This window comes from Ruegeria marisflavi (assembly GCF_025673445.1).
Taxonomy (GTDB): domain Bacteria; phylum Pseudomonadota; class Alphaproteobacteria; order Rhodobacterales; family Rhodobacteraceae; genus Ruegeria_B; species Ruegeria_B marisflavi.
The window spans coordinates 186,961-212,819 of the sequence record NZ_JAOVQN010000004.1 but is presented as its reverse complement, the minus strand read 5'-3'; the positions used below and the strand labels follow the sequence as shown (position 1 = coordinate 212,819).

The 25,859-nt window shown below is 63.1% G+C and carries 29 protein-coding genes and 1 riboswitch; of the genes, 11 read left to right on the top strand and 18 right to left on the bottom strand.

All coding sequences use genetic code 11. The annotated features are described in order from the left end of the window. Positions 1-5 precede the first annotated feature (5 nt). Positions 6-1,751, bottom strand: a complete 1,746-nt coding sequence (locus OEZ49_RS06385) for a DNA polymerase III subunit gamma/tau (RefSeq protein WP_263387520.1) — start codon at positions 1,749-1,751, stop codon at positions 6-8. Positions 1,752-1,955: 204 nt separating this feature from the next. Here OEZ49_RS06385 and OEZ49_RS06380 point away from each other — a divergent pair, with 204 nt between their 5' ends. Next, positions 1,956-2,942 (top strand): calcium-binding protein, encoded by a 987-nt coding sequence (locus OEZ49_RS06380; protein WP_263387519.1) that lies wholly within the window; start codon positions 1,956-1,958, stop codon positions 2,940-2,942. A gap of 130 nt (positions 2,943-3,072) precedes the next feature. Next, positions 3,073-3,567, top strand: coding sequence for a protein-tyrosine phosphatase family protein (locus OEZ49_RS06375; RefSeq protein WP_263387518.1), 495 nt, complete (start codon positions 3,073-3,075; stop codon positions 3,565-3,567). On the opposite strand, the gene OEZ49_RS06370 is transcribed toward OEZ49_RS06375, so the two are convergent. Further along, positions 3,560-3,979, bottom strand: a complete 420-nt coding sequence (locus tag OEZ49_RS06370) for a hypothetical protein (RefSeq protein ID WP_263387517.1) — start codon at positions 3,977-3,979, stop codon at positions 3,560-3,562. The two genes, OEZ49_RS06375 and OEZ49_RS06370, sit on opposite strands and share 8 nt — an antisense overlap. Positions 3,980-4,064: 85 nt before the next feature. Further along, a riboswitch (cobalamin riboswitch) is annotated at positions 4,065-4,277 on the bottom strand. Positions 4,278-4,384: 107 nt separating this feature from the next. On the opposite strand from OEZ49_RS06370, the gene ypfJ reads away from it, so the two are divergent. Then, positions 4,385-5,236, top strand: coding sequence for a KPN_02809 family neutral zinc metallopeptidase (gene ypfJ / locus OEZ49_RS06365; protein ID WP_263387516.1), 852 nt, complete (start codon positions 4,385-4,387; stop codon positions 5,234-5,236). Here ypfJ and OEZ49_RS06360 read toward each other — a convergent pair. Next, entirely contained in the window at positions 5,233-5,790 is a 558-nt protein-coding gene (locus OEZ49_RS06360) for a TetR/AcrR family transcriptional regulator (protein WP_263387515.1), read from the bottom strand. The two genes, ypfJ and OEZ49_RS06360, sit on opposite strands and share 4 nt — an antisense overlap. Before the next feature lie 83 nt (positions 5,791-5,873). On the opposite strand from OEZ49_RS06360, the gene OEZ49_RS06355 reads away from it, so the two are divergent. Further along, positions 5,874-6,734, top strand: coding sequence for an alpha/beta hydrolase family protein (locus tag OEZ49_RS06355; RefSeq protein WP_263387514.1), 861 nt, complete (start codon positions 5,874-5,876; stop codon positions 6,732-6,734). A gap of 1 nt (position 6,735) precedes the next feature. Here OEZ49_RS06355 and OEZ49_RS06350 read toward each other — a convergent pair whose 3' ends face one another. From OEZ49_RS06350 to OEZ49_RS06330, 5 genes are all read right to left on the bottom strand, one after another. Continuing rightward, positions 6,736-7,656 carry an OmpA family protein gene (locus OEZ49_RS06350; protein WP_263387513.1) on the bottom strand — a complete coding sequence of 307 codons (921 nt, stop codon included), beginning with the start codon at positions 7,654-7,656 and terminating at the stop codon, positions 6,736-6,738. Continuing rightward, positions 7,653-8,225, bottom strand: a complete 573-nt coding sequence (locus OEZ49_RS06345; RefSeq protein WP_263387512.1) for a peroxidase-related enzyme — start codon at positions 8,223-8,225, stop codon at positions 7,653-7,655. The genes OEZ49_RS06350 and OEZ49_RS06345 overlap by 4 nt, the downstream gene beginning before the upstream one ends. Next, entirely contained in the window at positions 8,222-8,947 is a 726-nt protein-coding gene (locus OEZ49_RS06340; protein ID WP_263387511.1) for a GNAT family N-acetyltransferase, read from the bottom strand. Before OEZ49_RS06340 ends, OEZ49_RS06345 begins: the two co-directional genes overlap by 4 nt. Further along, positions 8,944-9,666: a competence/damage-inducible protein A gene (locus tag OEZ49_RS06335; protein ID WP_263387510.1), complete on the bottom strand. Its 723-nt coding sequence runs from the start codon at positions 9,664-9,666 to the stop codon at positions 8,944-8,946. Before OEZ49_RS06335 ends, OEZ49_RS06340 begins: the two co-directional genes overlap by 4 nt. Positions 9,667-9,733: 67 nt before the next feature. Continuing rightward, positions 9,734-10,282, bottom strand: coding sequence for a TetR/AcrR family transcriptional regulator (locus OEZ49_RS06330; protein WP_263387509.1), 549 nt, complete (start codon positions 10,280-10,282; stop codon positions 9,734-9,736). A 109-nt stretch (positions 10,283-10,391) separates the two neighbouring features. Here OEZ49_RS06330 and OEZ49_RS06325 point away from each other — a divergent pair, with 109 nt between their 5' ends. The 5 genes from OEZ49_RS06325 (at position 10,392) to OEZ49_RS06305 (ending at position 14,842) form a co-directional block, all read left to right on the top strand. Next, positions 10,392-11,147 carry an SDR family NAD(P)-dependent oxidoreductase gene (locus OEZ49_RS06325; RefSeq protein ID WP_263387508.1) on the top strand — a complete coding sequence of 252 codons (756 nt, stop codon included), beginning with the start codon at positions 10,392-10,394 and terminating at the stop codon, positions 11,145-11,147. A 39-nt stretch (positions 11,148-11,186) separates the two neighbouring features. Next, positions 11,187-11,879 (top strand): DNA/RNA nuclease SfsA, encoded by a 693-nt coding sequence (sfsA, locus tag OEZ49_RS06320; protein WP_263387507.1) that lies wholly within the window; start codon positions 11,187-11,189, stop codon positions 11,877-11,879. A gap of 86 nt (positions 11,880-11,965) precedes the next feature. Then, a complete protein-coding gene (gene map / locus OEZ49_RS06315; protein ID WP_263387506.1) occupies positions 11,966-12,778 on the top strand; it encodes a type I methionyl aminopeptidase in 813 nt (270 codons plus the stop codon). Between the two features lie 146 nt (positions 12,779-12,924). Further along, positions 12,925-14,082 carry a M24 family metallopeptidase gene (locus OEZ49_RS06310; RefSeq protein WP_263387505.1) on the top strand — a complete coding sequence of 386 codons (1,158 nt, stop codon included), beginning with the start codon at positions 12,925-12,927 and terminating at the stop codon, positions 14,080-14,082. 1 nt (position 14,083) lies between these two features. After that, the gene (locus OEZ49_RS06305) at positions 14,084-14,842 is read left to right on the top strand and encodes a carbon-nitrogen hydrolase family protein (protein WP_263387504.1); all 759 of its coding nucleotides are present in this window, start codon (positions 14,084-14,086) and stop codon (positions 14,840-14,842) included. Positions 14,843-15,036: 194 nt separating this feature from the next. Here OEZ49_RS06305 and OEZ49_RS06300 read toward each other — a convergent pair whose 3' ends face one another. The 3 genes from OEZ49_RS06300 to OEZ49_RS06290 all read right to left on the bottom strand — a co-directional run bounded on the left by OEZ49_RS06300 (position 15,037) and on the right by OEZ49_RS06290 (position 17,541). Next, positions 15,037-15,684, bottom strand: coding sequence for an HAD family hydrolase (locus tag OEZ49_RS06300; protein ID WP_263387503.1), 648 nt, complete (start codon positions 15,682-15,684; stop codon positions 15,037-15,039). 88 nt (positions 15,685-15,772) lie between these two features. Further along, the gene (rsmD, locus tag OEZ49_RS06295; RefSeq protein WP_263387502.1) at positions 15,773-16,333 is read right to left on the bottom strand and encodes a 16S rRNA (guanine(966)-N(2))-methyltransferase RsmD; all 561 of its coding nucleotides are present in this window, start codon (positions 16,331-16,333) and stop codon (positions 15,773-15,775) included. Continuing rightward, positions 16,330-17,541: an NAD(P)/FAD-dependent oxidoreductase gene (locus OEZ49_RS06290; protein ID WP_263387501.1), complete on the bottom strand. Its 1,212-nt coding sequence runs from the start codon at positions 17,539-17,541 to the stop codon at positions 16,330-16,332. Before OEZ49_RS06290 ends, rsmD begins: the two co-directional genes overlap by 4 nt. Positions 17,542-17,639: 98 nt before the next feature. Between OEZ49_RS06290 and OEZ49_RS06285 the strand changes: the two genes are divergently transcribed. Next, a complete protein-coding gene (locus OEZ49_RS06285) occupies positions 17,640-18,125 on the top strand; it encodes a peroxiredoxin (protein ID WP_263387500.1) in 486 nt (161 codons plus the stop codon). 4 nt (positions 18,126-18,129) lie between these two features. On the opposite strand, the gene OEZ49_RS06280 is transcribed toward OEZ49_RS06285, so the two are convergent. Beyond that, the gene (locus OEZ49_RS06280; protein ID WP_263387499.1) at positions 18,130-19,350 is read right to left on the bottom strand and encodes an MFS transporter; all 1,221 of its coding nucleotides are present in this window, start codon (positions 19,348-19,350) and stop codon (positions 18,130-18,132) included. Positions 19,351-19,417: 67 nt separating this feature from the next. On the opposite strand from OEZ49_RS06280, the gene OEZ49_RS06275 reads away from it, so the two are divergent. Further along, on the top strand, positions 19,418-19,840 hold the full coding sequence (locus OEZ49_RS06275; protein ID WP_263387498.1) for a helix-turn-helix domain-containing protein: 423 nt from the start codon (positions 19,418-19,420) through the stop codon (positions 19,838-19,840). Here the strand turns inward: OEZ49_RS06275 and OEZ49_RS06270 are convergent. From OEZ49_RS06270 to OEZ49_RS06245, 6 genes are all read right to left on the bottom strand, one after another. After that, complete coding sequence (locus OEZ49_RS06270; protein WP_164131595.1) at positions 19,837-20,130, bottom strand: 4a-hydroxytetrahydrobiopterin dehydratase; 294 nt, start codon at positions 20,128-20,130, stop codon at positions 19,837-19,839. The two genes, OEZ49_RS06275 and OEZ49_RS06270, sit on opposite strands and share 4 nt — an antisense overlap. Then, positions 20,127-21,314 carry a GNAT family N-acetyltransferase gene (locus OEZ49_RS06265; RefSeq protein WP_263387497.1) on the bottom strand — a complete coding sequence of 396 codons (1,188 nt, stop codon included), beginning with the start codon at positions 21,312-21,314 and terminating at the stop codon, positions 20,127-20,129. The genes OEZ49_RS06270 and OEZ49_RS06265 overlap by 4 nt, the downstream gene beginning before the upstream one ends. A 44-nt stretch (positions 21,315-21,358) precedes the next feature. Next, positions 21,359-22,117, bottom strand: a complete 759-nt coding sequence (locus OEZ49_RS06260; RefSeq protein ID WP_263387496.1) for a glycerophosphodiester phosphodiesterase family protein — start codon at positions 22,115-22,117, stop codon at positions 21,359-21,361. Beyond that, positions 22,114-22,572 carry a RidA family protein gene (locus OEZ49_RS06255; RefSeq protein ID WP_263387495.1) on the bottom strand — a complete coding sequence of 153 codons (459 nt, stop codon included), beginning with the start codon at positions 22,570-22,572 and terminating at the stop codon, positions 22,114-22,116. Before OEZ49_RS06255 ends, OEZ49_RS06260 begins: the two co-directional genes overlap by 4 nt. Before the next feature lie 74 nt (positions 22,573-22,646). Further along, complete coding sequence (locus OEZ49_RS06250) at positions 22,647-23,948, bottom strand: HlyD family type I secretion periplasmic adaptor subunit (RefSeq protein WP_263387494.1); 1,302 nt, start codon at positions 23,946-23,948, stop codon at positions 22,647-22,649. Then, positions 23,945-25,678, bottom strand: a complete 1,734-nt coding sequence (locus OEZ49_RS06245; RefSeq protein ID WP_263387493.1) for a type I secretion system permease/ATPase — start codon at positions 25,676-25,678, stop codon at positions 23,945-23,947. Before OEZ49_RS06245 ends, OEZ49_RS06250 begins: the two co-directional genes overlap by 4 nt. Positions 25,679-25,859: the final 181 nt, after the last annotated feature.

Here is a 25,859-nt window from a genome sequence, read left to right as displayed (position 1 = left end):
GGCGCTTAGCCGTCCTCGAACGGATCCCATTCATCCTCGACCTCGGGCAGCGCCTCGGTCACCACCTTGGCGGCACGCTGTTCCGGGGTCTCGATATGGGTGATCCGCGCCTTGGGAAACTGCGCCAGCACCGCCTGCACCAGCGGGTGTTCCCGCGCCTTTTCCTCCAGCGCGTATTTCTCGGCGTTGCGGACCTCGTCAATGGTCTTGCCACCACCCTGCGCCACCACGCTCACCGCCCAACGATTGCCGGTCCAGCGTTGCAGCGCACTGCCCAACCGCTGCGCCAGATCGGCGGGCGCGCGCTCGGTCGGCTCGAACTCGATCCGACCGGGCTGATAGCTGACCAGCCGCAGATCCATCTCGATATCCGCCAACAGCTTGCCGTCGCGATTGGCCCGGATCAGCTCGACCACATGCTCGAATGTGGGAAACCGCGCCAGCGCGGTTTGCGCATCCTGTGCCAGCGCCGCAACCGGCCCACCGCCACCGCCGCGCGGTGCCGGCGCATAGCTGGCGCTCCCCCCGTTGGAGATCGGGGCGGCCTGACCGCCGCGCACCCCGCCACCGGGGTTCGGCGGCGGCGGCGCGTCCTGCAACCGCTTGATCAGTTCCTCGGGGCTGGGCAGGTCGGCCACATGGGTTAGCCGGATCACCGCCATTTCCGCGGCCATCATCGCGTTGGGGGCGGCGGCCACCTCTTCCAGTGCCTTCAGCAACATCTGCCACATCCGGGTCAGCACCCGCATCGGCAGCGCATCCGCCATCTGCTGACCGCGCGCGCGCTCGTCGGGCGATACGGTCGGGTCTTCGGCGGCATCCGGAGTAATCTTGACCACCGAGACCCAATGCGTGATCTCGGCCAGGTCCCGCAAAACCGCCATCGGGTCGGCACCTTCGGCATATTGCGCGCCAAGCTCGGTCAGGGCCGCGCCCGCATCGCCGCGCAGGATCATGTCCATCAGGTCCAGCACCCGGCCACGGTCGGCCAGCCCCAGCATCGCGCGCACCTGTTCGGCGCTGGTCTCGCCCGCGCCATGGCTGATCGCCTGATCAAGGAGAGAGGTCGCATCCCGCGCCGACCCTTCCGCCGCGCGCACGATCAGCGCCAGCGCATCCTCGGCAATCTGCGCGCCTTCGGCATCTGCGATCCGGCGCATCAGCGCGATCATGTCCTCGGGTTCGATCCGGCGCAGGTCAAACCGCTGACAACGACTCAGCACCGTCACCGGCACCTTGCGGATCTCGGTGGTGGCAAAGATGAACTTCACATGCGCCGGCGGTTCCTCCAGCGTCTTCAAGAGCGCGTTGAACGCGCTCGTCGACAGCATGTGAACCTCGTCGATGATATAGATCTTGTAGCGCGCGCTGGCGGCGCGATAGCGGACACTGTCGATGATCTCGCGAATGTCGTTCACGCCGGTGCGGCTGGCGGCGTCCATCTCCATCACGTCGACATGGCGGCCTTCCATGATGGCGACGCAATGCTCACATTTGCCGCAAGGCTCGGTGGTGGGGCCGCCATTCCCATCCGGGCCGATACAGTTCATTCCCTTGGCGATGATCCGCGCGGTGGTCGTCTTGCCGGTGCCCCGGATGCCGGTCATGATAAAGGCCTGCGCGATCCGGTCGGCGGCAAAGGCGTTTTTCAGCGTCCGCACCATCGCGTCCTGCCCCACCAGATCGGCAAAGGTCTCGGGCCGGTACTTGCGGGCCAGCACCTGATAGGGGGTCGGAGACGCGTCGGACATTGGCAGCTTTCATCGGGACTGGATTCTATGTGCGCAGACGGTACCGGGCGGCGCGGCGAAGGTCCACCGCTTGCGTGATTGTTTCCCTTGCGTGCATTGATCGGACCCATCCGGGCATCAATGCCCCTCTTGTTCCCATTGACCGACTCTGTGGGCGGTTCTACGACTCGCGGTAACAGGGTTATCTTGTAGAGGTATCTGATTATGCTGGGAATCCTTGCGCTGGTTGGGCTCGGTGTCGGCCTGACCGCGCTGTTGCTGAACGATGGCGATGACGTTGATGCAGCCGTCGCCGCCGGTCCCCGCATCACCTCCGACGACGACAACCTGGTCTTTGACCAGGGTTTCCGCCCCGGCATCGCCGAGGGCCTCACCGATCTGGTAGCAGAAGGCGAGATAACCCAGGCCGAGGCCGAGGCGATCCTTGGAGATATCGACTTCGTCTCTGGCACCCAGAACCTGGACACCCGCGCGGGCGACGATGTGGTGGTGCTGCTTCAGGGCGACAACAGGATCGAGACCGGCGATGGCGACGACATGGTTCTGTCCGGGACCGGCGCGGATAACGTCAATCTGGGATCGGGCGACGATGTCTATGGTACCGACACGCGCGTGATCCACCGGGACGATGATGAACAGAGCTTTCCCGATCCCGAGGATGCCATTTCCGTCGGCAACGCGCCGGTGCGCGGCGACGATCTGGAACAGGGCAATGACACGATCGCGGGCGGCACGGGCGACGATGCGATTTCTGACAATTTTGGTCGCAACCTGATCAATGGCCAGCAGGGCGACGATTTCATCATTTCCGTGGATGATGCCAGCGATCAAGGCACGGCGGATACCGTCAGGGGCGGCGTTGGCCAGGACATTCTGGTGGTGGATCAGGGCGATCATGTCACCACTGGCGATGGCGCCGACCAAGTGGTGATCGAGACCTATAACGACGTTGTGGATGGCTATGATCTGATCACGATCACAGATTTCATCGCCGGACAGGATGCGCTGACTGTACAAGGTAACGTCGACCTGTTGCGCCCGGCGCCGGACGGGACCTCGCCGGTCAGCCTGCAAAAGCTTGAGGACGACGGTGGAACCCTTGTCCTGATCAACGGGATCCCGATCGCGCATCTGTTGGGCGTGCAGGGGATGAGCCCAGGTCAGATCGAGGTGCACATCGACAACCGGTGACACACCCTGCGGCTGTTTTCCCGCGCCAGGGTATCCGGGCTTGCGATGCGGCCATGTCCAAGGGCATTCTACCGCCGGGGCGCACTGGGCATGCCCCATGGCGCGGTATGTTCGGGAGGGAGGACCGCAGATGGCGCAGCTGGTGCTTTATGCGCTGCAAGTCGGCGGCGGCACGTTGGCGATCTGCCAGTTGCCCGGCCGGTCCGGCGATTATGCGGGCGATCTGGATCTGATCGCATCCTGGGCACCGGGGCTGGTCATCTCGATGACCACCGAGATCGAGATGATGCAACACGGCGCGCACAACTTCGGCGCCGATATCCAGAGCCGCGCCAGCCGATGGGTTCACTTGCCGGTCCAAGATTTTGGAACCCCCAGCCGCGAGATCGAGGCGAAATGGGCCACGGCCAGCGCCTCGGCCCGCCACGCGCTGCGCGGCGGCGGGCGTGTCATGATCCATTGCATGGGCGGTTGCGGGCGCTCGGGCATGGCTGCCTTGCGGCTGATGATCGAGACCGGAGAAAACCCGGACGCCGCGCTGAAACACCTGCGCGCCGTCCGTGCCTGCGCTGTCGAAACCGACGAACAGATGGCCTGGGCCAAAGCCGGTCGCACTGTCAGCTAAAGACGCGGCGCTCCGCTTCTGTGGCAGCGCCGGTTCTGGCCTGGGATGGCGCGATCCGCCGGGCCTCTGCCATGGCACAGGGAAGCGGCCTGTTGTCCTTGACGATGATCTGCCCGCCCGGCGCCATCAGCGCATCTGCCAGCCGGTCGAACCAGCCGAAATCAGCCATCTCACCGGTGCCGCAAAAGATGCGGATACGGCTGTGCGAGGCGGAATAGAGCGCCTGACACCCGTCGCCACAGGCGGCCAGCGCGCATTCGCCTTCGATCTCGAAATCCTGCCCGGTGACGGGTTCCGCCTTTTGCATGGCCCGGGCCAAGTTCAAAACCAGCGCCGACAAGGCCGGACACGGCTTGCCCGTGCGTCGGCACAGGGTAACAGAAAATTGGTGGGTCTCGGTCGTCCAGATCATCAGCGCCCTCCGCGCAAGGGGGAGGGGTGATGGAGAGACGGCCGACAAAGGCGCTTCTGTCCCTCCCGGACACCCCGCCCGGGTTCGAGTAACAATGCTGATGGCAGGTCTCCTGACTCGCGGGTCGCAGCTTTGCCGACCTTCCCGGCCTTGCGGCCAGTGGCATTTCGGCTTCGCTCTCCGCCTACAGTTGCGGGGGCAGTCCCGGTATTGGCCCTCTGTTGCCAGATGACCGCACCGTGTTCCCTTTTCATCCCGAGTCGATTACGGCCCGGGAACCATCACGCCAGCGGTAGCGTTTGTACGGTGCAGGTGTCAAGCTACGGTATCCGGTCCAGGATTTTTCCCCCTGCGACCGGTTGCGGATACCCGTATCGGATAGTCAGGCTTCAAGGGGTGATCGTCATGCGGCTAAGAGGCGTGCGCGGCAGCAGGAATGTCGAGGATCGCCGCGCGCAGCGCGGCCGCGGCGGCATGGCCATCGGCGGGCGCGGGCTGGGTATCGGCGGGGTCCTGCTGCTTTTGGTGATCGGCGCCTTTACCGGCATCGACGTCACCCCGTTTCTCACCGAACAGCCGGGCCCGAGCCAGAGCGCACCCAAGGAACTGACCGCCGAAGAGCGGCAGGCGGGCGAATTCGTCTCGCGCGTATTGGCCACGACCGAGGATGTCTGGGGCACCGTGTTCCGCGATCAGTTGGGCCGCGACTACATCCCGCCGACGCTGGTGCTGTTCTCCCAAGTGACGTCCAGCCCCTGTGGCGGCGCCTCGGGCGCGACCGGGCCATTCTACTGCCCCGCCGACCAAAAGGCTTATCTCGACACCGATTTCTTTACCACCCTGGCCCGGCGTCTCCAGGCGGGCGGCGATTTTGCCGCCGCCTATGTGATCGCCCACGAAGTGGCCCATCACGTGCAGAACCAGCTGGGTATTCTGGGCCAGGTGGATCAGGCCCGGCGGCAATCCTCGCAGGTCGAGGCCAACGCACTGACCGTGCGGCTGGAATTGCAGGCCGATTGCCTGTCGGGGGTCTGGGCGCGCTCGGTTCAGGGTCTGATGGAACGTGGCGATCTGGAGGAAGCGCTGAACGCTGCCCGGATGATCGGCGACGACCGGCTGCAACGGCAGGCGGGCCGGGTCCCGCAACCGCATACATTCACCCACGGCACCTCGGCACAGCGGGCATCCTGGTTCGAACGCGGCTTTGATAGTGGCCGGGTCGCCAGCTGCGACACGTTCAGCACCAACCGTCTCTAATCCGCGCGCGGCAGCATCTCGGGCAAACGGCGCAGCACGTCCGAGGATTGCCGGGCGCGGGCCAGCATCCAGCCACCTTGCAGCAGGATGAACATGGTCTCGGCGGTCTTTTGCGGATCACCCAGACCAAAGCGTCTGGCGTGATGCGCGCCCTCGGTAATCCAGCCTTCGAACAGGTGGCGGGCATGGGCGCGAAACGCGGCATTATCCGGGCCTTCGAACAGGGTCGACGAGATCGGGCAGCCATCCCACTGACCCGATTTGTCGAACAGTTTTGCAACCTTGCCACACAACACCTGCATCCCGGCATGAAAGCTCTCGGCCGGTTCGAACGAGGCCGCGATCAGCCGCAGCATTTGATCCGAGGCCCAGGTCGCCGACGCCAGCGCCAGGTCGGACTTGCCGTTCGGAAAGTGGTGATAGAGCGAGCCCTTGGGCGCCTCGGCCTCGGTCAGCAGCTCGGACAATCCAACACCGTGATACCCCCGGCGCTGGAACAGCTGGGCGGCGGTGCGGATCAGGCGATCTTTGGTCGGAAGCGGACGTTGGGTCATTTGACGGGGATATTGACAGCTCTAGACCGATTGGTCCAGACATGGGAAATAGACCAATCGGTCTAGGAAATCTGGAGGTCTAAATGCTGGATATGCAGACATCTGTCGGGGTCGAAGATTTTCATTTTCCATCCGGATCGGCGCAGCTTTCGGCGCGGCTCTATCTCCCGGCGGGTACGCCCCGGGTTGCAGTTGTGATCAACAGCGCCACCGGGGTGCCGCGCGAGTATTACCAGCATTTCGCCACCTGGCTGGCGACCGAACGGGGTATGGCCTGCCTGACCTATGATTATCGCGATTTCGGCCATTCGCTGACCGGGCCGCTTGCGGCCTCGACTGCCACCATGTCCGACTGGGCACTCATTGACATGCCCGCCGCCTATGCCGAGATGCAACGCCGGTTTCCCGATCTGCCGCTCTGGGTGATCGGCCATTCTGTCGGCGCCATGCTGGGGCCGCTGCAACCGGGGATTGAGCCCATCGCGCGCATGATCTGCGTCTGTTCCGGGCTGGTGCATCATTCGGATCACCCCTGGCCCTATCAGGCGCTGGCGCGGCTGTTCTGGTTCGGCCACGCACCGCTGCTGGTCAAGACATTGGGCTATCTGCCGGGCCGCGCGATCGGTTTTGGGACTGACCTGCCGCCCGGCGTCTATTGGGAATGGCGGCGCTGGTGCACCACGCCCGGCGCCTATCTGCCTGAAACCGGCCACCGCCTGCCAAAACCCGATTGGGGCCGCGCGGGCGCGCGGGTCGATCTTTTTGCCTGCGCGGATGACGATACGATCCCGCCTGCCTGTGTCTGGCGTCTGGCTGACCTTTATGGCGACACCGCGCGGCGGCACCTGTTGCGGCCAAAGGAACACGGGCTGCGCGACATCGGCCATCTGGGTGCCTTTACCCGCCGCAATGCCGCGCTCTGGCCCCGGCTGATCGCCCAGTAACCTAGTGTGCCAGCAGTACCGCCTCGACCCGGCGGTTGGCGTCGCGACCCTCAGCGGTAAGGTTGCTTGCAATCGGCGCGAGATACCCCGCCCCCTGCGCCAGAAGCCGGTCTGCCGCGATGCCATATTGCTCGATCATGCGGTCACGCACCGCCTCGGCCCGACGGCGGCTGAGGTCGATGTTGGAATCGAGGCTACCTACATTATCCGTGTGCCCCACCAGCGCCAGATGCAGGGCCGGATCAGCCGCAAGTATCTGCGCCAGCTCGCCCAGCACGTCAAACGGACCTTCGCCCAATGCACCGGCCCCGGTGCCGAAATCGAGACCCGACAGGATGACCCGGCCACGGGACTGGAGCCGCCCCAGCATGTCTATCGGCGCCGGACCTTGTGCCTGTGCCGGCGCGACGATGGTTTCATCCTCGGCCTCCGGCGCGGCGGTCGGGAACACCCGGATCAGCTGCACATAGGCATCGGGCGGATTGCGGCTGACCAGCAGGCTCAGCGCCTCGTCCCCCCGCATGGCCGAAAGAAACCGGAAATCGCGCACGGCCACATACATGTCGGGGCTTGGGATCACCTCGGTTGCAAAGCGGAAGTCGAACCCGCCGCAGGTCTGCGCGGCACAGTCGAGCAGCACGTCAAAACCCGCCTCCAGGATCTGGTCGCGCAGCGGCGCCAGAATCTGGAGCGTGGTCTTCGACCCGACGCTGATCCGCCAGCTTCGTTTCTCGACCCGGCCCTCCAGGGCCTGAACCGGCAGAACACCGTTCGCCCAGACACCCGTCGGCAGGTCATAGCTGTCGAGCACGCGAATGCGCTCGGTCAACTGACGGCTGCCCTGCGGCAGGCTCAGGTCAAACTCCTGCGCCAATGCCGGAGACGCGGCAAGCGCCGCGCAGAGGGCGAGCCAGCGGATCATCGGAATTGCGAATGATACTCGTCGTTGGGCACCATGGCCGTGGCGCTGGCCACCCGGTTCGACATATTGAAGAACCCGGCCACATTGGCGATGTCCCAGATGTCGCGGTCGCTGAAACCCACATCGCGCAGGGCCTGACGATGCTCTTCCTCGATTTCCGCGCTGGCGGTGGTCATCTTGGCGGCGAAATCCAGCATCGCCCGCTGACGCGCATCCAGCGGCGCCACGCGATAGTTCATCACCAGCATCTCACCCAGTTTCGGATCGCCCGACAACTGCCGCACGGCAGCGCCATGCGCGACCAGGCAGTAGAAACACTTGTTGATCGACGAAACCACAACCGCGATCATCTCGCGCTCCAGCTTGCTCAGACCGCTGGGTGCCAGCATCAGATCGTTATACATCACGGTAAAGGCATTGAGCTTGGCAATGTCGAACGCGTTGGCCCTCAGCACATTGGGCACCATGCCCAGCTTCTCGACGCAGATGTCGAAATACTTCTGCGTCTCGGGTGGCAGCGGGTCCACCATCGGCAGGTCCAGCGCGGTGGGTCGGGTCTGGTCGGTCATGCGGTCTCTTTCTCCTCCAAAAGGCGATAGTGATACTCTCCGACAATCTCCATGCCCAGAGAGCGATAGAGCGCGTTGGCGCCCTCGTTCGCCTTGGTGCAGACCACGCTAAGCGTGTGCGCGCCGTTGTCCATCGCCCAAAAGGCCGCGCCGCGCATCGCCCATCGGCCCAACCCCTGCCGACGCTGGTGCGGCGGGATCTCCAGCGCATGCAGCATGGCGACACCGTCATGGATGGCGACAAAGGCCACCCCGCCCGGCTTGTCCCGATGCCGCATCAGCAGGCCGGTCCTGGGCCCGGTGACCCGGTCCATCACCGCCAGCCGTCCGGGGCCGATGCCGCCCTCGGCCCACAGCTCTCGCATGATGGCCAGCGGCTCCCACAGGGCAAAGACGGTCACGCGCGGGATCGGGATATCGGTCAGCCGCTCGGTGGCGATGGCATAGATATTGACCGGGTCGATGACGTCATAGCCCCGGCGCGCCAGCTCCGCATCCAGCGCCTCGTCCCCGGGCCGCAACTGGAACAGCGGCTGCTGGCCCATGGCGCGCATCGCGTCCTCGGCCGCGTCGATCTCGCCTGCGCTGACCGGACCCAGCGCCGAGGCGGCCGAGACCCGCTTGCCCCCACCGCGCCCCTCGCGCAGCAACAGGTTCCCGCGCGTCTCGCGACCCGCAGCGGGCCAGGTGGCATCCACCACCGCGAACCAGTCAGGCGTCATTGCGCGCTCTCCCGCGCCAGCCGGGTCACCGCGGCATCGACCCGGGCGCCATCGGTGCCGCGCACCACCACGTTGGCGCCAAACGCCCCGTTGATCTGGAACGGATAGCACCCGATGGACAGGTCCGGAAAATCCGCCGCCAATTGGCTCAGCGTCTCGGCGATGTCGCCTTCGCCCCGGTCGATGCGCAGGGTCTGCGACAACAGCGGCTGACCTCCGGTCAGTGTCGGCAGGACGCTCGCCACCATCGCCTGGAACACGCTGGGCACACCCGCCATCACATGCACGTTGCGGATGGTGAACCCAGGCGCGGTGCTGACCGGGTTGTCGATCAGCGTGGCGCTGTCCGGGATACGCGCCATGCGCAGGCGCGCAGCGTTCAACTCCAGCCCGGTGCGCTGGTAATGCGCTTCAAGCAAGGCGCGCGCATCGTCCCGGATGTCGATATGGTCACCAAAAGCACGGGCGATGCAGTCGGCGGTGATGTCGTCATGGGTGGGTCCGATACCTCCGCTGGTAAACACGTGATCGAACCGGTCGGATAGGGCCTTGACCGCCGCCTCGATAGCAGCGGAGTCGTCGCTGACGACGCGCACCTCTTTCAGGTCGATCCCGTGCTTGGTCAGTTCCCCGGCCAGATGGTACATGTTGGCATCACGGGTGCGGCCCGACAGGATCTCGTCCCCGATGACCAGCATGGCGGCAGTTGGGTTTGGCATGATGGGCCCTTTCCCTGAATTGTGAACCGAAAATATCGGTCCTGTGCCCGCCTGCAAGAGAGCAGCGTCACTCCACCTGCATTTCCGCGCTCAGCGCGCGGACACTTTTGTCAAACAGCGCCATGTCTCCCATGGCGCGTGCCAGGATCATCCCACCTTCGAGCGTGGCGATGGTGCGAGCGGCGGAACTGTCCGGCGCAGCCCTGTTCGCGCGGGCAAAAACGTGTTCCAGCCATGCCAGATTGCGCTCAAAGAACCCGCGCGTCTGCCGCGCCACGGGGTCCGGCAGCGAGCCGATCTCGGCCCCGAACATGCCGCACAGGCACATCAGTTGATCCGTGACCAGCGCCGCGCGATAGGCGTCGATATAGCGCAGCAGCAATTGCGGCGGGTCTCCTTCCTCGGGGTCGCCCAGCGCCTTGAGGAACCTGTCGGCATAGCGTTCCGCCAGGGCGGCCCCCAGATCCTCCTTGGTGGCAAAGTGATAGTGGATGCTGGCCGGTTTCACGCCGATTTCGGCGGCGATCTGGCGAAAGCTGAAGGCGTTATAGCCGCCCTGCCGCGCCAGTCGCTCTGCACTGTCCAGAATGCGGGTCACCGTGTCGGGTTGGCTCATCTGCTCGCGCTTTCGTGATCGGAATATTTCTACCTACCTATAGATAGGGGTTGCAATTGCCCGTGCCAATGTCAATTTACCTACCTATCAGTAGATAGGGAATCATCTCATGAACGATAAAACCACCCTGATCATCGGCGGCACCAGCGGCATGGGCCTTGAAACCGCCCGGCGCATCGTGGCCGCGGGCGGCCATGTCACGCTGGTCGGATCGTCTGCGGCCAAGCTCGCGGCGGCCAAGGCCGAGCTTGGCGCGGCGGCAGACATCATCCGCACCGACCTGAACGATACCGCCGCTGTCGAGGCATTGATCACCCGCATCGGTGCAGAACCCCGCCATATCCACGGTCTGGTCAACGCCGCCGGTATCTTTGCGCCGAAACCGTTTCTGGAGCATGAGGCCGCCGACTATGACCGCTACATGAACCTGAACCGGGCCACCTTTCTGCTGACCCAGGCGGTGGCGCGCAACATGGTGGCCAATGGCGGCGGCGCGATCGTGAATATCGGCTCTATGTGGGCCAAACAGGCCGTGCGCACCACGCCGTCCTCGGCCTATTCCATGGCCAAGGCCGGTCTGCACGCGCTGACCCAGCATCTGGCGATGGAACTGGCGCCGCATGGCATCCGGGCAAACGCGGTCTCTCCGGCGGTGGTGGTCACGCCGATCTATGGCGCCTTCATTGAGCCGGAACAGATCGAGGCAACGCTGACCGGTGGCTTTGACAGCTTTCACCCGATCGGGCGTGTCGGCCGACCGGCAGATGTGGCAGCCACCATTCAGCATCTGCTGTCGGACAATACCGCCTGGGTCACCGGCGCGATCTGGGATGTCGATGGCGGGGTAATGGCGGGCGTGGCCTGACCCTTTGCAACCGGGCGGGGCTGCGATATGCGAAGGGTCATGCAGTTTGCCACCCCGCTTGTCCCCGCCCGCCTGATCCGCCGCTACAAACGCTTTCTCGCCGATTGCCGGCTGGAGGACGGCCGCGAGGTGACCGCCCATTGCGCCAATCCAGGGTCCATGATGGGGCTGGCCGAACCGGGAATGAAGATCTGGCTGGAGCCGAATGACGACCCGAAGAAAAAGCTGAAATTCGGCTGGCGGCTGGTCGATCACGAGGACGGGAATTTTACCGGTGTCGACACTTCGGTGCCCAATCGCGCCCTGCGCGAGGTGTTACAAAACGGAACATTGCCCGCTCTGGCCATGTACAAAACGGTCAATTCCGAGGTCAAATACGGTACAAACAGCCGCATCGACTTTCTCTTGTCCGGCCCCGACCTGCCCGATGCCTATGTCGAGGTCAAAAGCGTAACCCTCTCCCGCCAACCTGGTCTGGCCGAATTTCCCGACAGCGTCACGGCGAGAGGATCCAAGCACTTGGAAGAATTGGCAAAAATGGCGCGAAAAGGGCACCGGGCAATCATGCTCTATCTTGTGCAGCGCACCGATTGCCACCGCTTCGCCCTGGCCGTCGATATCGACCCGACCTACGCACGTGCCTTTGAAATGGCCCAAGCGCAAGGAGTGGAAAAGCTGATAATAACCACCCATATCTCTCCTGAAAGGATCGAAATTGCGGATATGCTCTGAACATATTGCGACGCTGCGGCCACTGGCACTTTCTGCACAAGCAGCGTAAACAGGGCACCGCGCGCAACAGATGGAGCCTCGCACCGATGAAAGAGCATCGTGGCCGCCTGACAAGGGATGGCATCCGCATTTATGAAACCGCAGACTTTGCTGGCATGCACGCGGCCGGGGCGGTTGCGGCGCGTGTTCTGGACGACATAGCCGCGCATGTGTTTCCGGGCCAGACCACGGGCGAGATCGATCGCATCATCACCGAAATGGTCGAAGCGGCCGGTGCAAAATCTGCAACCATCGGCTACAAGGGCTATCAGCACGCCAGCTGCATCTCGGTCAACCATGTGGTTTGCCACGGAATTCCCGGCGACAAGCGGCTGAACGATGGCGACATACTGAACATCGACGTGACCGTGATCGTCGATGGTTGGTTCGGCGACACCAGTCGGATGTACGTGGCGGGCAAACTGCCGCGCAAGGCCGAACGGCTGATCCAGGTCACCCATGACGCCCTGTTCAAGGGAATCGAGATGGTCAAGCCCGGCAACACCTTTGGCGATATCGGCCATGCGATTCAGGCCTATGTCGAGGCGCACCGCATGTCCGTGGTGCGCGATTTCTGCGGGCATGGCCTGGGACAGGTGTTCCACGCACCGCCCAACGTGCTGCACTATGGCCGCCCCGGAACGGGTCCGGTGCTGGAAGAAGGTATGTTCTTTACCATCGAACCGATGGTGAACCTCGGCCGCCCCGAAACCAAGACGCTGGCCGATGACTGGACAGCCGTCACCCGGGACAAGTCGCTGTCGGCCCAGTTCGAACATTCGGTCGGGGTCACAGCGGATGGGGTCGACATCTTTACCCTGTCGCCTGGCGGCAAGTTTCACCCAACCTACGGCAGTTGAGCATCATTCGCTGACCTTTCCCCTGACAGGGCCGGGAAGGGGCCGAACCCGACATTATTGGTCGGTTCCGGCGCTGTTGCTGCGCCTTTGTCCGGTTAGACAGATCCAAGAAGGGTCTGAAACCAACCGGAGGAGGGACGGTCGGGATGTTGGACGAGGCAAGGCTCAGGACCGCACGCCTACAAGACCGCATACGCGAGCTGGGGATCTCGCATGCGGTCTTCACCGAGGAAAGTTCGATCGCCTATCTGGCAGGGTTCTGGGGCTATCTTGGCATCGAGTTCGGGCGGCCCACCATGCTGGTGGTGGCGGCAGAGAGTGACCCGGTTATCATCACCCCGCTGATGGAAAGCGAGATGGTGAGCGAGATGACATGGGTCGCGGATGTCCGGACCTGGGAAGACGCTGGCCAAAGAACCTGGGCGCGCGCCTTGTCAGGCGCGCTACCCGAGAAACCATCCGGGATTTGGGTGGAGCGGCAGCACGTCCCGGCGCTGGTGCGCAATTACCTGGACGAACGTTATCCAAGTGTCCCTCTAAAGGACATCGGCCCGGTGCTGGGCGCCTTTCGGATGATCAAATCGCCGCTGGAAATCGAGGTGATGCGACAGGCTGGCGAGATTGCCGGCGCAATGATGGCTGCGGCCCATGGCTCCTTGCGGATCGGTCGGCAGGAATATGAAAGCGCGCTCGTGATCATCGAGGCCGGAACCCGAAAGGCCGCCGGGTTCCTGACCGATCGGGGATGGGAGCGCTTCGTATCGCCGATGATCCACAATCTTCAGATTGTACAAAGCGGCTCTGACACGTCGATGGTACACCGGCGCGCCTCGGTAAAGACCTATGACCGCGCCGACCCGGTCTATTTCTGTTTCTGCAACATGGCCCAGTTCAAGCAGTACAAACTGGGCTTTGACCGCATGTTCCACGTGGCCGAAATCACTGATGTCGCGGCCCGTGTGCAACAGGCGGCGATTGACGCCCAGCAGGCAGCCATTGCCGCGATCCGCCCCGGCGTTCTGGCTCAGGATGTGGCCGCTGCGGCCAATGCGGTCTACGCGGAACGCGGCTATGCCACGGGTTACCGGACCGGTCGCTCAATCGGTGTTGCCTGCCTTGAGGCACCGGAACTGAAAGAAGGCGATACGACCGTGTTGCAGGCGGGCATGACCTTTGCGGTGGATGGCGGGATCTCGGTCGACGGGGTCACGGCGGGCCGGATCGGCGACAGTATCGTGGTGACCGAAACCGGTTGTGAATACCTGACCAATTACCCGCGCGAGATCATGGTGACGGAGGGGTAAGATGCGACTGGCCGTGGCACAGCCGCCCGCAGAGCTCGACGGGGTTCGGGCGCGTATGGGATGGCTGTCGGATGCCCTGCCCGGGATCGTGGCCAAAGGCGCCGATCTGGTGCTGCTGCCAGAGCTGTTCGCCTGCGGTTATAACATTGGCGCGCATGACAGCGACCGGGCCGAACCGCGCGACGGCCCGACCCTTGCAACATTGTCACGGCTGGCGAGCGCGCATGGGCTTGCCATCCATTGCGGCTATGCCGAACGCGAAGGCGGAAAGGTCTACAACGCGGCTCTGTGTGTCGGGCCAGGTGGACAGATCCTGGGCCACCATCGCAAGCTGGCAATCCCGCCAGGATTTGAGCGTGCGCAATTCTCAGCGGGTGCGGGCTGCCAACTGTTCGAATGGGCGGGTTTCCGGATCGCGACGCTGATCTGCTATGACGCTGAGTTTCCCGAAACCGTCCGGCATGTGTCCGGTCTGGGCGCTGAATGGGGCTGGGTTGCCGAGCGCATGATCCCGACCCGGGCCTATGAAAACGGCGTCTACCTCGCCTATGCCAACAGCGCCGGGGTCGAAAACGGTCTGCGTTACCTTGGCCACAGCGTGATCGCGGCCCCAAACGGGACCGAAGCGGCGCGGGCCGGTTACGAACCCGAGATCCTGTTTGCGGATCTGGACAAGGCACGGATCACGGCGGCGCAGGCGCGGTTGCCCTATCTGCGCGACCGCGGTCAGGTCCGGCTGGACAGCCCGTCTCGGGATTGATCCGGGGTTTCCGGGTTCGGCTTTTCCTGCGTCTTGGCCCGCAACAGTGCCAGCAACACTGTATCGCATCCCCGATGAACAGAGGCACGCTGTTACGGCCGTCCCGGGACCAATCTTGACCTCGGCAAGTGTGACAGCTGACCAAGGTCGCTGTGACAGGGTTGCGTCCATGGATCCAGCCCAGCACGACCCAATCAGATCTCCAAAAGCGCCGGAACCTCGGCCATGTGGTGAAACACCTCGGCCCCCAACGCGCGCAGCCGCGCACCATCGTCATGGGCGGCATAGCCAAGGCAGCGCATTCCGGCCCGAATGGCGGCGGTCACACCGCTGGTGCTATCCTCGATCACTACACAATCCCTTGCCAGCACTTGGAACTGGCTGGCGGCGGCCAAAAACAGGCCCGGATCAGGTTTGGAGACCCCCAGTTTGTAGGCTGAAAACATGGCGTTGGGATGAAATCTCTCCCACAGCCCGTTCTGGCCCAGGGTGATGTGCATTTTGTCTTCGCTACCGTTGGAGGCCACGCAACAACTGATACCTCCGGCGTCCAACCTAGCCAACAGTTCCCGGATACCAGCCACCAGCGGCACACCCTTTCGAAGACAGGCGTATTCCTCGGAATAAACCTGCTCTACCCAATCGTGTGGCAGATCTGCGCCCAGGCTGATCGCCTTATCCTTTACCCCAGCCATGGAACAGCCAACGAATAGCTCCATCGACTGTTCCGCGGTCAGAGGGAGCCCATGCCGCGTCAGGTTATCCGCCATTATCCGGTTCGACGCTGGTTCGCTGTCCACCAGAACCCCGTCACAATCGAATATCACCAGTTCATGTCGCATGGGGGTACTCCAGATTGCCCTACCGGGGCCTATCGCAGCCGGTGTGTAGTGACAAACCAGCGGCAAGCGGCACCATGCCGATCCTGTTTCACCCTGAAACATCCCGCCACATCAGGGAGATGTGGGTATCACCATATTTGCGCGCATCATGAAGGGTGAACCCCTCGGGCGCGGGCATGGGCGCGCTTTCCTCCCACACGATCAGGGCGTCATCGGCCACCCAACCACCCGCCAGCGCTGCGACCAGGGCACGCGCGCCCATCCCCTTGCCATAGGGCGGGTCGAGAAAGATCAGGCCGCAGGGCGCGCCGGGATTGGGGCCAAGGCGGGTGGCATCGCGGCGGATCGGCGTGGTGCTGTCGCGACTGCCGGTCAGGTTGATATTCTTGGTGATCAGCCCCTGCGCCACCCGCCCGTTATCGACGAATGTGACATGGGATGCACCGCGCGACAGCGCCTCGAGCCCCAGTGCGCCGGTACCGGAAAACAGGTCGAGTACCTGCGCGCCCTCGATCACATCGAGGTGGATGAGCACGTTGAACAGGCTTTCACGGACGCGGTCGGTGGTGGGGCGCAGATGCGCGCCCGCATCGCCCTTGCCGACCGAGGCCAGCGCCCGGCCCCGGAAATCACCCGCGATGATCCTCACGCCTTGAGCAGCGGCTTCAAATCCGCCGACGGGTCGGCCACAATGGCCGGATCGGCGGTCTTGCCGCTGTCGATCAGCCGCTTGCCGACCATATAGGCGCGCGGGTCGTTCATGGCGTCGACCGCCACCAGCTGGTCACCGATGTAATACCAGAAAGATACGGTTTGGCCCTCGCCCAGGCGGGTCACCACGCGGTCATAGCCGGTGTTCAGCCCGGCGATTTGCAGCTTGACGTCATACTGGTCGGACCAGAACCAAGGTTGCGCGACATAATCCTTGCCCGCGCCCAGCATGTTCTGTGCCACGATCTCAGCCTGGTCGATCGCGTTGGGTACGCTTTCCAGCCGGATGCGCCCGCCCTTGTAGGGAAACGAGGCGCAATCGCCCGCCGCCCAGATCGCGGGGTCCGATGTACGGCCCTGCGCATCGGTGCGGATGCCGTTTTCCAGCGCCAGCCCTGCCGCTTCGGCCAGCGCCGTAGCCGGTGCGATGCCGACGCCGACGACGACAAAATCAACCGGAAGTTCGCCGCCATCGGTCAGCACCGCGCCGGTCACACGGCCTTGCGCTCCGGTCAACCGGGTCAGGCCCACACCCTCGCGGATATCGACCCCGTGGCCCATGTGCAGCGCGCGGAAATAGGCACTGGTTTCGGGCGCCGCAACCCGTTGCAGGATGCGATCGGCCATTTCGACCAGCGTCACCTGGACCCCCCGTTTGGCGCAGACGGCGGCAGCCTCAAGCCCGATATAGCCGCCCCCGACGATCAGGGCGCGGGCCCCTTCGCTCACCGAAGGCGCCATCGCGTCGATATCGGCCAGATCGCGCACCACATGCACGCCAGCAAGATCGCCGCCGATGGCGGCGGGCAGGCGCCGCGGCTCGGACCCGGTGGTCAATGCCAGCTGGTCGTAAGAGATGACCTCACCCCCCAGCGAAACGGTCTTGGCCGCCGGGTCGATGGCGCTCACCCGCGCGTTCAGTCGCAGGGTGATGTTCTGCTCGGCATAGAAACTCTCGGGCCGCAGGAACAAGCGCTCTTTTTCCATCTCACCCAGCAGATAGGCCTTGCTGAGTGGCGGGCGCTGATAGGGCGGCACCGGTTCGGCGCCGATCAGGGTGATCTCGCCCGCAAACCCGTCTTTGCGCAGCCGCGCGACCAGAGACGCCCCCGCCTGTCCGGCACCGATCACAACAATATGGCTCATCTCTTTGCCCGCCCCGCTTTTTCCCATGGCCTTGTCATATCTGACAGCTATATGCCGGAGAGACGAGTTCCGCAAATCCAACAGAGAGGTTCACGAGGATGATTTCAGTCGGAGACAGGCTGCCGGACGCAACGTTCATGATCTTCAGCGAGAAGGGCCCCGAGACGGTCGATCTCGGAGCCAAGCTGAATGGCCGCAAGGTGGTGATGTTCGGCCTGCCGGGCGCCTTTACGCGTGGCTGTTCGATGACGCATCTGCCCAGTTTCATCCGTACGCGTCAGGCCTTGGCCGACAAGGGTGTGGACGAGGTGATCTGCGTTTCCGTGAATGACCCGTTCGTGATGACAGCCTGGGGTCAGCAGAGTGGCGCCGCAGAGGCCGGAATCACCATGCTGGCCGACCCTATGGCAGAGTTCACCAAAGCCATCGGGCTGGCGTTCAGCGCACCGGTGGTGGGCCTCTACGACCGCTGCCAGCGCTTTGCCCTGATGGCCGAGGACGGGGTGATCAAGGTCCTGAACCTTGAAACAGAGGCGGGCGCCTGCAAGCTGACCGTTGGCGAAGAACTGCTGGAGCAGATCTGACACATCAGACCGCGCAGGCGCGAATGCGCCTGCGCTGCAAAGCACCCACGATCAGCGCCAGCGCGCTGATCGTTGCCAGCAGCGCCCCAGCCCCCAGATAGAGCCCGTCAAAGCCTATGGCGGCGATGATGGGCAGGCTCAGGAAGGGTGACAGGACCTGACCCAGAAAAATGGCCGTGGTCAGCAGGCCACCGGCGGTTCCCCGGCGCCGCGCCGGGGCAATCGCCAGCATCACAGTCACAAATGCAGGCAGCACCCAGGCAAAGCCGATCCCGATGCACACCGCCCCGGCCAGCATCGCGCGAAGCCCCGCCTGGGCCCCGATGGCGGCCATGCCTATCGCCATGGCGCCATATCCCAGCGTCCAGCTCCCGCTCACACCCACCCGGGCGGCAAGTCGGCCATAGACCAGCGCGGCCAGCCCCCCGGCCAGCGTCAGCAGGCCCAGCACCGTGCCGGTCATTACCGCGCTGTCATGGCCCAGTGTGTCCAGGTAGAAGGGGATCTGCGTCGGCATGATGAAGAAGGTCATGTTTGTGACCATCTGGAACAGCAGGAGGCCAGTCAGGATCAACCGCCAGTTTCGGTGCCCATCTGCCGCCGAGGTCTCACCGCCCTGCGCGGCAACCCGGCGGACCGGACGCGGCAAGGCGCGCAAGACAAAGGGTAGGATCAGCACCGGGATGGCATAGATGGCAAAGGGCAAACGCGGTGAGAGCGACGCCAACAGCCCTGCGGTCGAAATGAAGACAAAGCCGCCGAAGTTGCGCGCCGAGGTCTGCAATCCGGTCAGCGCCGCCCGTGCCGCACCGCTGAAGTAGTCACCGATCAGTGCGGTTTGCGTGGTCATGATCGCGGCCACCGCGACGCCCAGAATCAGGCGGCTGATCAGGATGCTTTCCAACCCCGGCAGCAACAGCCCGGCACTGCCCGCCAGAACAAAGAGGGCGATGCCCCAGACCAGCAGACCACGCCGCCCGATGCGGTCGGACAGGACCCCGACCAGCGGCGCGACCAGCACCACGGCAAGCGAGGGCGCAGGCACCAGAAGGCGGGTCAACAAATCGACTTGTGGATGAGCGGCAAACTCTCGCGCCAGACCGGGCAAGGCCGGGCTGATCGTGGCGTTCGCCATGATGGTCAGCGTTGCCGCCAACAGCAGCGCCTGCGCGCGCCGGTCGCGCCAGACCGCATGGGCAGGGGGGATTTCGACGTGAGACTTCATGATCGACCTCTTGATCCATTCGCATCTTCCGGGCACTCTGCGAATTCAAGCCAACTTGAGGTCAAGTGTGAAAGTTCTCGATATCGGCAAGGTTGCCGCGCAGTCGGGCGTGCCGCCCTCGACGCTGCGCTATTACGAGGAACAGGGGCTGATCGCACCTATCGGGCGCAAGGGGTTGCGGCGGCAATACGGGCCGCAGACCCTGTTGCGGCTGACCCTTATCTCGATGGGCAAGGCGGCCGGGTTCAGCCTGCCCGAGATCGCACAGATGCTTGGTGCCGACGGACGCCCCGATCTGCCCCGGGAAGAGCTGCACGCGCGTGCCGACGATCTGGGCCGCCAGATCCGGCGCCTGCAATTGCTTCAGGATACCTTGCGGCATGTTGCCGATTGCCCGGCGCCATCACATCTGGATTGCCCCAGTTTTCAAAAGCTGATGCGTCAGGCCGAGCGGACATCCGCACGGGGCGGGAAGCGCGCGTCGCGCTAACAGAGGCTGTCCATCTTGCGGGCCAGTTTCGCGTCAAGCGAACTGAGGCCGCCCACGTCATGGGTGGTCAGCACGACAACGACCTTGCCATAGACATTCGACCACTCGGGATGGTGGTTCCATTTCTCGGCCCAGATCGCAACCCGCATCATCCAGCCGATCGCCTCGACAAACGTGTCAAAGGAATAGGTCTTGGTGATCGCGTCCCGGCCCTGGACCATGGTCCAGCCATTGGCCAGCAGCGGGTCCAGCAGCGGCCCGCGGGTTTCCTCGGACAATCGTTCGCTCATTGCTGCTCCTCCACTTGCATCTTTCTGAACGGGCCATAGTCCGTCAGGATTTCAATTTCTTCATCGACCGCGGCACCCTCGGCCTCGAGATAGCGGGCGACCGCATCCGCGAAACCCGGGTCGCTGACCCAGTGCAAGCTGTGGGTTCGGGTCGGAAGGTACCCGCGCGCCAGCTTGTGTTCGCCTTGCGCCCCGGCCTCGACTCGGATCAGGCCATGGGTGATGGCCCAGTCGATGGCCTGATAGTAGCACAGTTCGAAATGCAGGCAGGGGTGATGTTCGGTACACCCCCAGTATCGGCCGAAAAGCGTTTCGCGCCCGATGAAGTTCAGCGCCCCCGCGATGGCATGCCCATCCCGCTCGGCCAGGACCAGAACAACGTCATCGGCCATCGTGTCGTGCACAAGGTCGAAGAAGGAGCGCGTCAGATAGGGAGACCCCCATTTGCGCGAACCAGTGTCCTGGTAAAAGCGCCAGAATGCATCCCAGTGTTCGGGTTGCAGGTCGTTGCCGGTCAGGGCGTGGATATGGCCACCAAACGCCTGGGCCTGCGCGCGTTCCTTTCGGATCGTCTTGCGCTTGCGCGACGACAGGGCGGCAAGAAACCCGTTGAAATCGACATAGCCATCATTCAGCCAATGGAACTGCTGGGTCACACGGTGCATCAGGCCCATCTGGCGGCCGGCCACTGCCTCGGCCCCCGTACAGAAGGTGATGTGCAGGCTGGAGACGTTGTTGTTTGCCGCCAGTTGAACCGCACCCTGAACCAGAGCCGACTGGCCGATCTCCTCATAGCCCGGCCGGACCAGAAGCCTGCGCCCCGAGGCGGGGGTAAAAGGCACGGCGACCTGAAGCTTGGGGTAATAGTGGCCGCCGGCCCGCTCATAGGCGTGGGCCCAGCTGTGGTCGAAGATGTATTCACCCTGGCTGTGGGATTTGATGTACATCGGTGCCGCGCCGATCATCATGCCATCAAGATAAGCGGTCAGATATTGCGGCTGCCAACCGGTGCCTCGCCCGACCGAACCGCTCTCTTCCAGCGCCCGGAGAAACCGATAGGTAGTAAAAGGGTCGAGCGGGCGACCGCCATCCTGCGTTTCGGGACAGGCGCAGGAATCCCACTCGGTTGCCGGAATATCCTCCAGCGATTGCATTACCCGAACTTCGATCTGCGCCTGATCCATTCGCCGCCCCTTTCCACCTCAATCTGTGATCAGAGGGGGCAAGATCAAGCCGCGTACCCTTCGAAGGTGATATTGTCGGCGATGCTCCGCGCCTCGGAGGCCTGTATCGCCGAGCGAACGGTCCAGCACAGCACTGGTACCCCTCGCGCCTTGAGTTCGGCGACACGCGGACGAGTGAGATCTTCGACCTCATGGCTGATGAATGCGCTGGCGCTACTCTCGAAGTCGGGGATGTCGCGCAAACGCTCGCAAGTCGCGACGGGTAGCGGCCATTCGCGCGGGAGATAGGCGCTGGTCACCAATCCGCGCGGCAGATCGGGTGCAAGCCGTGCCATGGCGGCCACGCTATATGGGTTGAAGGACATCACAGCGACCGGCCCCCGATACCCGACCAGGGCTTGGGTGGCAGCTTCTTCCAGCATACCAATCTCGGGACCCATCCCGCCATCCTGATCCTTCAACTCGATCAGCAGCGGCGCGCGGCCAGCCACAAGATCGAGAATTTCGGTCAGGGTTGGGATACCCTCGCCATCCCCATGCAGCAAAGCGATGCTGTTGGCATCAGCACTCGAGATCTGGCGAATGGCACCGGGTCGCCCCGTAAGCCTGCGCATGTCATAATCGTGAAACACCATCGCCTGACCGTCGGCAGTCAGTTGCAGGTCGATCTCAATGGCGTAACCGGCATCGATGGCCGCGCGGATGGCCGCGCGGCTGTTTTCGGGCCGGCCCTGAAGAGTGTCATGAAAGCCGCGATGTGCAATCGGCGCGCCAAGCAGGGCGACAGGCAGAGCTGGCGTCATTTTACCTCGAAGATACCTTCGATCTCGACCGCGACACCCAGGGGCAGTGCTGCGGCGCTGACCGCCGAACGCGAGTGCCGCCCGGCCTCGCCCAGCGCCTCGACCAGAAAATCAGAGGCGCCGTTGATCACCTGCGGCTGGTTGGTGAAATCGGCGGTGGAGTTCACAAAGCCGGTCAGCTTGATGACGCGGACGAGTTGATCCAGATCGCCGCCACACGCGGCCTTGACCTGAGCCAAGAGGTTGATCGCGCAACGGCGCGCTGCGGCGGCGCCGGCGGCCACATCCATGTTCTCGCCCAGCTTGCCAATGATCAGACCGTTCTCGTCGTTCGAGATCTGACCCGAGATATAGACGATGTTGCCCACCTTGACGAAGGGCACATAGTTTGCCGCCGGAGCGGGAGCATTTGGCAGGGTCACGCCCAGACTGGCCAGTTTATCCTCGATACCCATGGTCGGAATCCTCCTATTGGCTTTCGGTCGCGCGGACGCTAACCGGGAACGTTCGCGCGGAAAAGGGCCAAAGATCAGGTTTCGCGGAACGCTTTGGTGAAATAATCGGCCAACGGTTTGACCAGATAATAGATCGGAGACTGATCCGCCGTGCGGATGAACGCCTCGACCGGCATCCCTGGAATGAGAACCGCTCCTTCGGGCAGTTTGTCGATTTCGCCCTCGTTCAACTCGATTTCGGCGCGGTAATAGGAAACCTGGCTTGCCTCGTCCACAAAAGCGTCGGCCGATATCTGTTTCACCGTGCCGACCAGTTCCGGCGTCTGCCGCTGGTCCAGTGCAGAGAACCGCAGCATCACCGGCTGACCGACATGGATCTGGTCAATGTGAATGGTTTCGACCCGGGCGGCGATGACAAGCGGGCGGTCTTGCGGCACCAGGAACAGGACCGGTTCAGCCGGCCGGATGACCGAACGTGGAGTATGAACCTGCAATCCGTAGACAATACCCGACACCGGCGCCTTGATATCCAGCCGCGAGAGTTGCTCTTGCAACGAACGGCGCTGTTCCGCGAGTTCCAGTTCCCGGTACTGAAGGTCGCGCAACCTGGTGATCGCTTCTTCCCGTTGGCGGGTACCGAGTTTCAGAATCTCGATGTCGATCTCTGTGATCCGGCCTTCTTGCTGCGCCTGAGCCGCGATCAACTCACCAAGCGATCCTTCAAGATCCGCCTTGGTCCGTTCAAGGCTGAGAACCCGTGCGGCCTGGGCAAGCCCTTTGTCCAGCAACGAACGCTGGCTCACCAATTCCTCTTCGATCAGCTTCAACTGCGACCGACGCGACTTTTGCTGCGCAACGATACCTTCGATCTGGTTGCCGATCTGGCCGCGACGCTTTTCCAGTTGCTCGGTTTCCTTGTCGACCGATTCCTGACGGGCGCGGAACAGCCGTTCTTGTCCGTCGATGAGTTCCGCCACTTCGGGTCGGCCAGTCGCGACTTCGAGCAGTTCATCTTCGAAAGTGATGGTGTCATTGCCGTCGCGCTCAGCCTCGAGGCGACCGCGGCGGGCCATCAACTCGAATAGCTGGCCTTCGGTGATCAGCAATTGCGAATTCAACAGGTTGCTGTCGAGCCGGATCAGAACCTGTCCTTCGGACACGGTATCGCCCTCGTCGACCTGGATCTCGGCCACGACTCCACCATCGAGGTGCTGCACGATCTGCCGATTCCGGTCGACCTCGATCCGGCCGCCGGCGACGACCGCACCGGCAATCTGGCTCATCACTGCCCATGTCCCGAAACCACCAACAAGAATAATCAGGCCGATGATGCCAAAAACAATTGGCGCACGTGCGGAAAATCTGTTCTCGCTCATCGCACGCCTCCAAGCGCCTTGGCCTGCTGAATGGTTTGGTGATTTGTGATCCGTTCTTTCAGGACTTGATCCTTTGGACCAAAGGCCACGGCCTGACCATGGTCGAGAACCAGAAGCAGATCACATTCCGCAATCGCGGCCGGACGGTGCGCCATGATAAGCACCGATTTTCCCGCCTCCTTGAGAAGTTTGATCGCCTGGTTCAACGCCTGTGACCCCTCATTGTCGAGGTTGGAGTTCGGCTCGTCGAGGATGACGATCACCGGATCGTCGTAAAGCGCGCGCGCCAGCGCAACCCGCTGCATCTGGCCACCGGACAGGCGACCGCCGCCCGAGGAGATGCGGGTGTCATATCCATTGGGCAACTGCACGATCATGTCGTGAACTGCTGCCTTCTTTGCGGCTTCGACCACTTTCTTGGCGTCAGGGTTTCCGGAAAGGCGTGCAATGTTCTCGGCGATCGTGCCCTCGAATAGCTGTACCCGCTGCGGCAGGTAACCGATATGCTGACCCAAGACATCCGGATCGTATTGGTCCAGCGAAGCGCCGTCCAGTCGCACGGTTCCACCTGCCGGGCGCCATAATCCTGTTAGTGCCTTGGCCAGCGTCGATTTTCCTGACCCCGAAGGGCCGATGACACCAACGGCTTGCCCGGGCTGCACCGAAAAGCTGACTGTCTTGAGCTGTGCCCGGGTATCTCCGGGCGGTACCACGGTCAGCGACTGGACATCGAGCTTGGCCTTTGGCTTGGGCAACGGCATGCGCGGCTGCTCTGGTGGCACCTTCTCCAATAGCTCGGCCAGGTTCGACCACCCTTTCATGGCGCGCTGCGCGACCTGCCATTGGTTCACGATCATCTCGACCGGCGCCAGGGCGCGCCCCAACAGGATGGAGGCCGCAATCATCGCACCGGGTGTGACTTCGCCGAGCAACACCAGATAGGCCCCCAGTCCTAGCATCGCCGATTGCAGGAATAGCCGCAGAGTCTTGGTGGTGGTCGAGAAACTTCCAACAACGTCGCTGGCAACCAATCCATCGACAAGCGAGGTTTCGCGCGCGCCGTTCCAACGGGCGAACGCCGCCCCGCGCATTCCCATCGACTGGATCGTTTCCGCCTCGTTGCGGATTTCGTCACCGATCAGCGAGGCCCGGTTTGCCGCAATGGCCGCATGAAAAGTCGGCTTGCGAGAGAAGAGCTGGTTCAGAAGGGTAATGATAATCAGCAAAAACCCACCCGCCAGCGCCATTATGCCAAGCCAGGGATGGAAAATAGCAATACCGGCAAGGAACACCGGCGTCCACGGCAGGTCGAACAGCGACATCGTCACTGGAGAGGAGATGAAGCGTTGCACCGATTCGAGATCGGCAAGACCGGTCTGCGCAACCGGATCCTGCGCCACAGCCGACCGTCTCACCATCGCGTTGAAAACCCGGTGATCCAGGTGCGTCTGGAACCGCGCGCCGGCGCGGGCCATCACCCGACCTCGGGTAAAGTCGAGAATACCCATGACGCCATAAAGGAACACGACAAGCAGCGACAAAGCGACCAGGGTCTGCTCCGACCGGCTTCCAAGCACCCTGTCATAGACCTGAAGCATGTAGATCGGGCCGGTCAGCATCAACATATTCGCAAAAAAACTGAACAGGGCAACAAACCAGTACAGCGCCCGGCTTTGCCTACGCGCCATTCGAAGTTCCTCTGCGCCGTGCAGATGTGATTTAGAAGTCATGTGAACAAGATCTCAAATTCGCGTTGCTGTGCGCATAGCTTTCTTTACGCGAGCCGCCCTACGAGTTAAATGCGTCGCTGTTTCATATCCGGAAAAGATAGCCTATGTGTTTTCAATGTATCTGCGCAAACCTTAAGTTCACTCCTTTGGATTACAGACCTCGACTTTGACAGGCGGCTTT

Coding starts and splice junctions, on each gene's coding strand:
- OEZ49_RS06385 (WP_263387520.1), bottom strand. CDS start 1,751: ATGTCCGACGCGTCTCCGACCCCCTATCAGGTGCTGGCCCGCAAGTAC.
- OEZ49_RS06380 (WP_263387519.1), top strand. CDS start 1,956: ATGCTGGGAATCCTTGCGCTGGTTGGGCTCGGTGTCGGCCTGACCGCG.
- OEZ49_RS06375 (WP_263387518.1), top strand. CDS start 3,073: ATGGCGCAGCTGGTGCTTTATGCGCTGCAAGTCGGCGGCGGCACGTTG.
- OEZ49_RS06370 (WP_263387517.1), bottom strand. CDS start 3,979: ATGATCTGGACGACCGAGACCCACCAATTTTCTGTTACCCTGTGCCGA.
- ypfJ (WP_263387516.1), top strand. CDS start 4,385: ATGCGGCTAAGAGGCGTGCGCGGCAGCAGGAATGTCGAGGATCGCCGC.
- OEZ49_RS06360 (WP_263387515.1), bottom strand. CDS start 5,790: ATGACCCAACGTCCGCTTCCGACCAAAGATCGCCTGATCCGCACCGCC.
- OEZ49_RS06355 (WP_263387514.1), top strand. CDS start 5,874: ATGCTGGATATGCAGACATCTGTCGGGGTCGAAGATTTTCATTTTCCA.
- OEZ49_RS06350 (WP_263387513.1), bottom strand. CDS start 7,656: ATGATCCGCTGGCTCGCCCTCTGCGCGGCGCTTGCCGCGTCTCCGGCA.
- OEZ49_RS06345 (WP_263387512.1), bottom strand. CDS start 8,225: ATGACCGACCAGACCCGACCCACCGCGCTGGACCTGCCGATGGTGGAC.
- OEZ49_RS06340 (WP_263387511.1), bottom strand. CDS start 8,947: ATGACGCCTGACTGGTTCGCGGTGGTGGATGCCACCTGGCCCGCTGCG.
- OEZ49_RS06335 (WP_263387510.1), bottom strand. CDS start 9,666: ATGCCAAACCCAACTGCCGCCATGCTGGTCATCGGGGACGAGATCCTG.
- OEZ49_RS06330 (WP_263387509.1), bottom strand. CDS start 10,282: ATGAGCCAACCCGACACGGTGACCCGCATTCTGGACAGTGCAGAGCGA.
- OEZ49_RS06325 (WP_263387508.1), top strand. CDS start 10,392: ATGAACGATAAAACCACCCTGATCATCGGCGGCACCAGCGGCATGGGC.
- sfsA (WP_263387507.1), top strand. CDS start 11,187: ATGCAGTTTGCCACCCCGCTTGTCCCCGCCCGCCTGATCCGCCGCTAC.
- map (WP_263387506.1), top strand. CDS start 11,966: ATGAAAGAGCATCGTGGCCGCCTGACAAGGGATGGCATCCGCATTTAT.
- OEZ49_RS06310 (WP_263387505.1), top strand. CDS start 12,925: ATGTTGGACGAGGCAAGGCTCAGGACCGCACGCCTACAAGACCGCATA.
- OEZ49_RS06305 (WP_263387504.1), top strand. CDS start 14,084: ATGCGACTGGCCGTGGCACAGCCGCCCGCAGAGCTCGACGGGGTTCGG.
- OEZ49_RS06300 (WP_263387503.1), bottom strand. CDS start 15,684: ATGCGACATGAACTGGTGATATTCGATTGTGACGGGGTTCTGGTGGAC.
- OEZ49_RS06290 (WP_263387501.1), bottom strand. CDS start 17,541: ATGAGCCATATTGTTGTGATCGGTGCCGGACAGGCGGGGGCGTCTCTG.
- OEZ49_RS06285 (WP_263387500.1), top strand. CDS start 17,640: ATGATTTCAGTCGGAGACAGGCTGCCGGACGCAACGTTCATGATCTTC.
- OEZ49_RS06280 (WP_263387499.1), bottom strand. CDS start 19,350: ATGAAGTCTCACGTCGAAATCCCCCCTGCCCATGCGGTCTGGCGCGAC.
- OEZ49_RS06270 (WP_164131595.1), bottom strand. CDS start 20,130: ATGAGCGAACGATTGTCCGAGGAAACCCGCGGGCCGCTGCTGGACCCG.
- OEZ49_RS06265 (WP_263387497.1), bottom strand. CDS start 21,314: ATGGATCAGGCGCAGATCGAAGTTCGGGTAATGCAATCGCTGGAGGAT.
- OEZ49_RS06260 (WP_263387496.1), bottom strand. CDS start 22,117: ATGACGCCAGCTCTGCCTGTCGCCCTGCTTGGCGCGCCGATTGCACAT.
- OEZ49_RS06255 (WP_263387495.1), bottom strand. CDS start 22,572: ATGGGTATCGAGGATAAACTGGCCAGTCTGGGCGTGACCCTGCCAAAT.
- OEZ49_RS06250 (WP_263387494.1), bottom strand. CDS start 23,948: ATGAGCGAGAACAGATTTTCCGCACGTGCGCCAATTGTTTTTGGCATC.
- OEZ49_RS06245 (WP_263387493.1), bottom strand. CDS start 25,678: ATGACTTCTAAATCACATCTGCACGGCGCAGAGGAACTTCGAATGGCG.